The sequence below is a fragment of the Protofrankia symbiont of Coriaria myrtifolia genome, assembly GCF_900634755.1.
Taxonomy (GTDB): Bacteria; Actinomycetota; Actinomycetes; order Frankiales; family Frankiaceae; genus Protofrankia; species Protofrankia coriariae.
The window spans coordinates 1-7,021 of the sequence record NZ_CAAAFS010000239.1 but is presented as its reverse complement, the minus strand read 5'-3'; the positions used below and the strand labels follow the sequence as shown (position 1 = coordinate 7,021).

4 protein-coding genes are annotated in these 7,021 nt (G+C 70.6%); all 4 read right to left on the bottom strand.

Going from position 1 to position 7,021, the window contains the following annotated elements; all coding sequences use genetic code 11:
* Positions 1-497 precede the first annotated feature (497 nt).
* The gene (locus CM1CMNOD_RS13435; RefSeq protein ID WP_237702765.1) at positions 498-1,925 is read right to left on the bottom strand and encodes a DUF445 domain-containing protein; all 1,428 of its coding nucleotides are present in this window, start codon (positions 1,923-1,925) and stop codon (positions 498-500) included.
* A 60-nt stretch (positions 1,926-1,985) separates the two neighbouring features.
* The gene (locus CM1CMNOD_RS22475; protein ID WP_013874149.1) at positions 1,986-3,611 is read right to left on the bottom strand and encodes a glycosyltransferase family 87 protein; all 1,626 of its coding nucleotides are present in this window, start codon (positions 3,609-3,611) and stop codon (positions 1,986-1,988) included.
* Positions 3,612-3,962: 351 nt separating this feature from the next.
* Positions 3,963-6,020 (bottom strand): SpoIIE family protein phosphatase, encoded by a 2,058-nt coding sequence (locus CM1CMNOD_RS13415; RefSeq protein ID WP_013874148.1) that lies wholly within the window; start codon positions 6,018-6,020, stop codon positions 3,963-3,965.
* A 298-nt stretch (positions 6,021-6,318) separates the two neighbouring features.
* Positions 6,319-7,021 (bottom strand): MMPL family transporter (locus tag CM1CMNOD_RS13410; RefSeq protein WP_165490472.1); only part of this gene is annotated, 703 nt, incomplete at its 5' end.

Here is a 7,021-nt window from a genome sequence, read left to right as displayed (position 1 = left end):
CTCCTCTCGTCTCCGCCCTCGCCCGGCAGGGGAGGGCTGAGTGTCACCGTGCTGAGACAGGGTTCTTCCGTCCGTCGTTGTCGAGGTCGCCGGGGGAAACCACGGCGATCGTGTGGCAGCAGTCGCGTGTCCGCTTCGGGCCGCGTCACCAGAGCATGAACGGGTGCACTCGCTACCGGAGCGCACACCGATCTGCTGTCACACGGACCTCTGACGTGTGGCTGGAAAACCACATGTCATGGACGGCTCGTGGCCGCCAACGGTCTCAGAGTACACCGATCACGACCGCCGGTACTAAGGGCGGCACGCCCACCAGGGGTGAGACGTCGCGCACCCCGGCGTGGCAGGGAGGCGACACCGTGCGTCATGGTCACTGTGGGCCGGCAGCGGCAGGCGCAGGCCGATCGCCACAGTCAGTGACAGAGAGTTGATGGCAGCGAGTTGGCGACGGGGCCGCAGGAGGGGTTGCCAGGACCAGCGGGGCCTCGGAGAGGAGGTCACAGCAGCAGGTCGGTCAACAGGTGGATGACCAGACCGGCGAGCGCGCCCACCACCGTGCCATTGATGCGAATGTACTGCAGGTCGCGGCCTACGTGCAGTTCGACCTTGACCGCGGTCTCGGTCGGCTCCCAGTTCGCGACCGTATCGGAGATCACCGTGGAGATGTCGGAGCGATACCGCCGAACGAGCCATGCGACGGCCTCGGTGGCGGCAGTGTCGACGCCCGCCCGCAGGTGAGGGTCGGTGACCAGCCGCCCGCCGAGCGCCTGCAGCTCGTCGGTGATCCTGGTCCGCAGCGCGCTGTCGGGATCGCCTGCGACGTCGGTCAGGATGGATCTGGTGGCGTTCCACATCGCCGCGACCGCCTGGTGGATCTCGGGATGGTTACGGATGCGCTCCTTGAACTTCTCCACCCGTTCGGCGGTGTCCGGGTCGGTGCGCAGCTGCTCGCCGAACCGGGCGAGGAAGTCGTCCAGGGCCCTGCGCAGCAGGTGGTCGGGATCCGTGCGGACCTCGGCGGCGAACCGCAGCGCCTCCTCGTACGCCCGGGCGGCGATCACGTCGTCCAGGAACCTCGGCGACCACGACGGCGCCTGGTCGGCGACGATCCGCATCACCGTGTCGGGGTTGTTGCGCAGCCAGGTCTCCGCCTGGACGGCGATCACGTCGACGAGCCGGTGGTGCAGGCCACCGGCGGCGATCCGGCCGAGCGCCGTGCCCGCGGCCGGCGCCCAGGGGCGGTCCATCACCCTGGCGAGGATGGTTTTCTCCATCACCTCCAGCGTCACCTCGTCCCGGATGTTCGAGATCGCCTCGACCAGCCGGTTGGACGCCTCCGCGGTGATCCTCTCGGCGTGGCCACGGTCGCTGAGCCAGGTGCCGATCTGGACGGCCGCGCCCATGCTCGCGACCTTCTCCCGGATCACCGCGTCGGCCAGGAAGTTCTCGGAGACGAACCGTTCCAGGCTGCGGCCGAGGTCGTCCTTGCGATTGGGAATGATCGCCGTGTGTGGGATGGGCAGGCCCAGCGGCCGGCGGAACAGCGCGGTCACCGCGAACCAGTCGGCGAGCGCTCCCACCGCGCCTGCCTCCGCCGCGGCCCGGACATAGCCCGCCCAGCCAGGCCCGCCACCGGACTCCCAGCGCCAGAACACGACGTAGACGACCACCACGAAGGCCAGCAGGCCGGTCGCGATCGTCCGCATCCGGCGTAGCCCCCGCCGCAGTTCGGCGTCACTGTTCTGGCTGTCCCGGCCGGGTCCGCCACCGTCGCGGCGGGCAGCGTCGCGGCGGGCAGCGTCGCGGGACCGGCCGGGACGCTGCCCGGGTGGTGTGTCCGCGGGCTGTGCCGTATTCCCTGGTTGCGCTGTGTTCTCCGGTTGCGCTGTGTTCTCCGGCTGCGCCGGGGGTGGCGTCGTGGGCATCGTCCTCCACCCAGAGGTGTCTCGCGCCGATGGGAACCGGCGTTGGTCGAATGATCCCGGTCATGACCGCGCGGTTCCGGGCTGTCGGGGTGGCCGGGGCCGGTGATCGTGGCCACCTGCCCACAGCGCGGCCGGCGGCCCCGACCGTTGCCGCAGTGACCAGCCCAGTACGGCGAGGACGCCCAGCAGGGCGCAGTAGGCGCCGATCACCCGCTGTGGGTTCCCGTAAGCGGTCGCGAGCAGTTCTACCCCGAAGCCGACGCCGACGACAGTCGTGGCGACGGCGACAGCGATGATGGCGGCGATGATCGCCACCCCCGGCACGGGAGCCGACGCCGGACCCGATACGGGACCCGACGGGAGGAGGGCCGCGGCCGCCGCACCGCCGACGACCCCGTCACCGACCACCGTCCCGCCGTCGCCTGTCCCGCGCTCGGCCGTGCCGCCGTCGGCCGTCCCACCGTCGATGTGGCCGCGGCGGATGCGGGTCTTCACGGCATGCCCGACAGCGGGTGCGGTGAGCACGCTGATGATCGCTATGCCGGTGACGAAGCCGACCGGGCCGGTCCGATGAGGGGTGACGACGAACCAGCTCGCGACGGTGAAGACGATCAGGGGTATCCGCGACCTCGGGGCGCTGACCAGGATCGGCGCGAGCAGAAGCAGCAGGTAGTGGCTCCATACGATGGGTGAGGCTACGAGCGCGGCGGCGAGCGTGCCGGCGTAGAGCATCCGTTCGTTCCCGCCGCGTCGCGGGCGCGGCCAGTCGCCGGCCAGCGCGGCCACGACCAGCACGGCCACGGCAACCGCACGCGCGACCCAGGTGGCCACGTCCATGCCGAGACCGGTGTTGACCAGCAGGCCGGTAAGGCTGAGCCCCAGCGGTGCCTCCTCGCGGGCGAGCACCCCCAACATCCCCAGGTAGGTGCGGGTGCCCACCGGGCTGGTCAGCTCCGTGACGGCCAGCAGCAGCCCGACGAAGGCAGCCGCCACCGCGCCCGCCTTCGTCCTGCGGGTCAGTACCAGCCACAGCCACACCGGTGCCAGGAACAGCTTGGCGTAGATGACACCGGCCGCAAGCACACCCGCGGCGACCGGACGGTCACGAAAGTGCCACAGCGCGGCGAGACCGAGGAACAGAACAGCGTTGAGCGTGCCCATCTGCAGGCCGGTGAGGGCGCAGGAGGACATCAGCACCAGCGCGTACGTACGCCGGTCGCGGACGCCGAGCAGCCGGGCGCCGAGGAACAGCGCGCCCACCGACAGCGCGATGAAAACGGTCGCACCGTGCTCGCCCAGCCATGACAGCGGGACGAAGGCGAAGGCGACAAGGTAGGGATACACGTAGGCGAAGCCCGAGTAGACCTCGGCGGATCCGGGAGACGGGTAGGGGCCGCGCCCGTCCCCGACGGCCGCGCCCGCGCGCAGGAACACGTCGACGTCATAGTGGGGAAGCGGGGCGATGTAGACCGTCCACAGTACCGCGACCAGCGCGGCGAGCGGCGCTGCCCGGATCAGGGCCGACCATGGCCGGGCACGTCCGCCGCCGACGGCACCGCCGCTGGCACCGCCGCTGGCACCGCCGATGGTGCTGGCGGCGAGCGCGCCGGCCCGGCTGCTGGTACCGCGCGCCGCCGCCGGCGGCCGGGCCGGTTGTTGGGGCGTACCTGTGAAAGCTGTCAACACGCACGCTCCGCCAACGCCGTACCCGTTTCGATACCCGTTTCGCCAGCGGCCGGGCCGCGTCGGCGGCCGGGCCACGCTGGCACCGCTGGCGCGCCCGGCCCGTTCCCTCCGGGATCCGTGTCACCGACCGACGCACCGTCATGCCGATGCGACCTGCCGCATCGATGTAACACATCGCATCGATACGGCACTGGTCGACGGCGCGGCACGTGTCCATCATGGCCCGTAGCATGCTGACGGCACGCCCGTCCGCCGCTGCGCCCTCCCGGGGCGTGGTGCGCGGCCGACCGGGCGGTGGGGCACCAGCCGGTCGAGCGGGAGTTGGGCGGCGGTTGACCGGAGGCGGGGTGTTCAGCCGGTCGGCGTCCGGGTACGGCTGCCAGGGCCGTGAATGTCGGCAGCGAGCAGGCACAGGTCGTCCTCCCGGCCGCTGGGGCCGGCGACTTCTGTCAGCAGCCGGTCGCAGAGAGCGTCCAGGCTGAGTGTGTCGGACTGTGCCGCAACCGTTGCCAGGACGGCGAGCCGGTCGGTGATGGAGGCGTCCCGGCGCTCCACCAGGCCGTCGCTGTAGAGCAGCAGGCGGGCTCGGGTCGGCAGCGTGACGGTGTCCTGCCGGTAGGCGAGGTTGTCCACGGCGCCGAGGATCGGGCCGTGGACAACCTCCAGGAAGGCCGGGCAGTCACCGTCGAGGAGCAGCGGCGGCGGGTGGCCCGCGCACGACCAGGTCAGCGTTTTCTCGGCCATGTCGAGGCAGGCGACCACCGCGGTGGCGTAGACCGCCGAGTCGCTGGCGGCGAGGTTGGACGACAGCTGGCTGGTGATCATAGCGGGAGGATGGCTGAGCAGCGCGTAGGCGCGCGCCGCGTGCCGCAGTTCGGCCATGACCGTGGCCGCCCGCAGGCCGTGGCCGCCGACGTCCCCCACGATCAGGGTGAGCTCGCCGGTCGGGAGTACCAGCGCGTCGTACCAGTCACCGCCGACGTCGACGTCCCGGCCGGCGGGCAGGTACCGGGCGGCCAGTTCCACACCGGCCAGCTCCGGTAGGCGCTGGGGAAGAATCGCCCGTTGGAGTGCTTCTGACACCGACAGTTGTTTCTCGTACAGGCGTACCCGTTCGAGGGCGTGCGCGCAGTGCCCGGCGAGGGTGGTCAGGAAGGCCCGTTCGTCGGCGTCGAAGACCCGTTCGCTCTCCCACAGCAGCACGATCACTCCGATCGGTTTCCCGGAGACGATCAGTGGGATGTGGGCTATCCACGCGACGGCGGCCGCTTCGAGCAGGGACCTGGCGTGCGGATAGTCGGCCAGGTGCTCCGCTCGGGAGTCGAAGCGGGCCCGGGCCGTGCGCAGGACGTCCGGGGTGGCCGCGGTTCCCCGTGCGGAGATCAGCTCCAGGAGCCGGCTGATCCGTTCGGACTGGACGGTCGGGGTGACCACCCGTACCCGCCCCTCGTCGCCGACCAGCATGATGATGGCGCAGTCCGCGCCGAGGTCGTCCCAGGCCGATCGGACGATCACGTCCGCGACATCCGGGACGGTCAGGGCCTGGCCGAGTGCGGCGGTCACGTCGAACAGTTGGCGGGCGCGGCCGAGCGCCGACGACAACGATGTGATCAGTGCCGCGCGGTGTGCCTCCGCGCGGCGGCGCTCGTCGACGTTGCGGAAATACGCGGTTATCCCTTCCGGGGAGGGGAACAGCCGGACCTCGAAATGCCCGCCGAAGGCCGCGTAGTCGGCCTCGGACTCCACCGGCAGCTGGGTGTCCAACGCCTGCAGGTACAGCTTTTCGAACGCCGGCCCCATGAGCGACGGTTCAAGATCCAGAAACTGTTCGCCCACCGGCTCACAGGTGTCACAACCGAGCAGTCGGCTCATGACCGTGTTGACGAACACGAACCGGCTGTCGTTGTCGAATACCAGCACGCCGTCACTGACCTGTTGCAGAGCGCGTCCAGCCTGCTCGCGGCCGGCGCGCAGCCCGGTGGCGTCGGTACATATCCCGGTCACGCGCACCACCCGGCCGGCGTCGTCGCCGACTATCCCGCCGCGGACCTGGAGCCAGACAGGTGAACCGTCGGGGCGCACGACCCGGAACTCCTCGAGAAAGGACTCGCCGGTCGCCAGCACCGTGTCCATCCGCGCCCGCAGGAACGGCAGGTCGCTCGGGTGCACACAGGAGAAGAAGGCCTCGGCCGTCCCGGCGAAGGAACCCAGTTCGACACCGTGCAGGTCGGCGGTGCGCTGATCCCAGCGCAGCCGGTTGGCGGCGACGTCCCACTCCCAGATGCCCACGCCCGCCGTGTCCAGCGCGAGCAGCACGCGTGCGGGCCCGCCGCCGTCGGAGCCGGGTGGCGCCGGCAGGTCGTTCGCATGTCGGTGAAGCCGGGGTCTGTCGTCACCACCCGATCCCACGTCACGCTCCCCACTGACTGTCGGCGTTCCCGCCTGCCGGCGTCGCCGGCTCGGGGCACACCCTGATGACCGACGGCGACAGCTCAGGTGGGGGGACCTGGTGGATCGCGACTGGTCCGCGGGGTCTCACGGGTAGGCATCGGCCCGGCTCGACAAGTCAACCACGAGGCATCGTGCCTCGTTACCCGATAGGACAGAACAGTCCATTATCCTGCCGGATTACCGCCAACGGCGATCACAGCCGTGTGGGCGTGCTCACGGCCGCGTGGCGTCCCACCGGGCGTGGATCATCAGCGGGTCACTGTTCGCGGATGCCGATGCGGTTGTGCAGGGCACGCAGGGGGCGGGGCGCCCACCAGTTCCAGTCGCCGGCCAGGCGCATGAACGCCGGGACGAGGACGGGGCGGACGATCAGGGCGTCGAGGAGGATGGAGAGCCCGGTGCCGAGGCCGAAGAGTTTGATGAACGACACCCCGGAGACCAGGGTCGAGAAGAAGGACACGGCGAGGATGAGCGCGGCGGCGCTGATGATCCGTCCGCTGCGGGACAGACCGGTGATGACGGCCTGCCGCAGCGTGGTGCCGCTGTCGTGCTGTTCGCGGATACGGGCGAGGACGAAGACGGCGTAGTCCATGGACAGTCCGTAGGTGATGCAGAACAGCAGAACGGGGATGGCGACCGGAAGAGGGCCGGGGGTGATGCCGAGCGGGCCGGCGAGATGGCCGTCCTGGAAGATCCAAACCATGGCGCCGAAGACGGCGCTGAGGCTGAGCAGGTTGAACACGAGGGCCTTGAGCGGCAGGACGACGCTGCCGGTGAGCAGGAACAGAACGGTGAAGGTGATGATGGCGATGAGGGCGAGGGCCAGCGGGAGATGGTGGCCGATGGAGCCGGTGATGTCGAGGAGCTGAGCCGCCTGGCCGGTGACGAGAACCCGGTGGTGCTGGGGGACGGGGGTGGCGCGCACGGCGTGGGCGAGGTGGGCACCGGCGGGGGAGTAG

What these genes read in the sequence shown, in the direction of transcription:
- CM1CMNOD_RS13435 (WP_237702765.1), bottom strand. Translation starts at nt 1,925, where the DNA reads ATGCCCACGACGCCACCCCCGGCGCAGCCGGAGAACACAGCGCAACCG.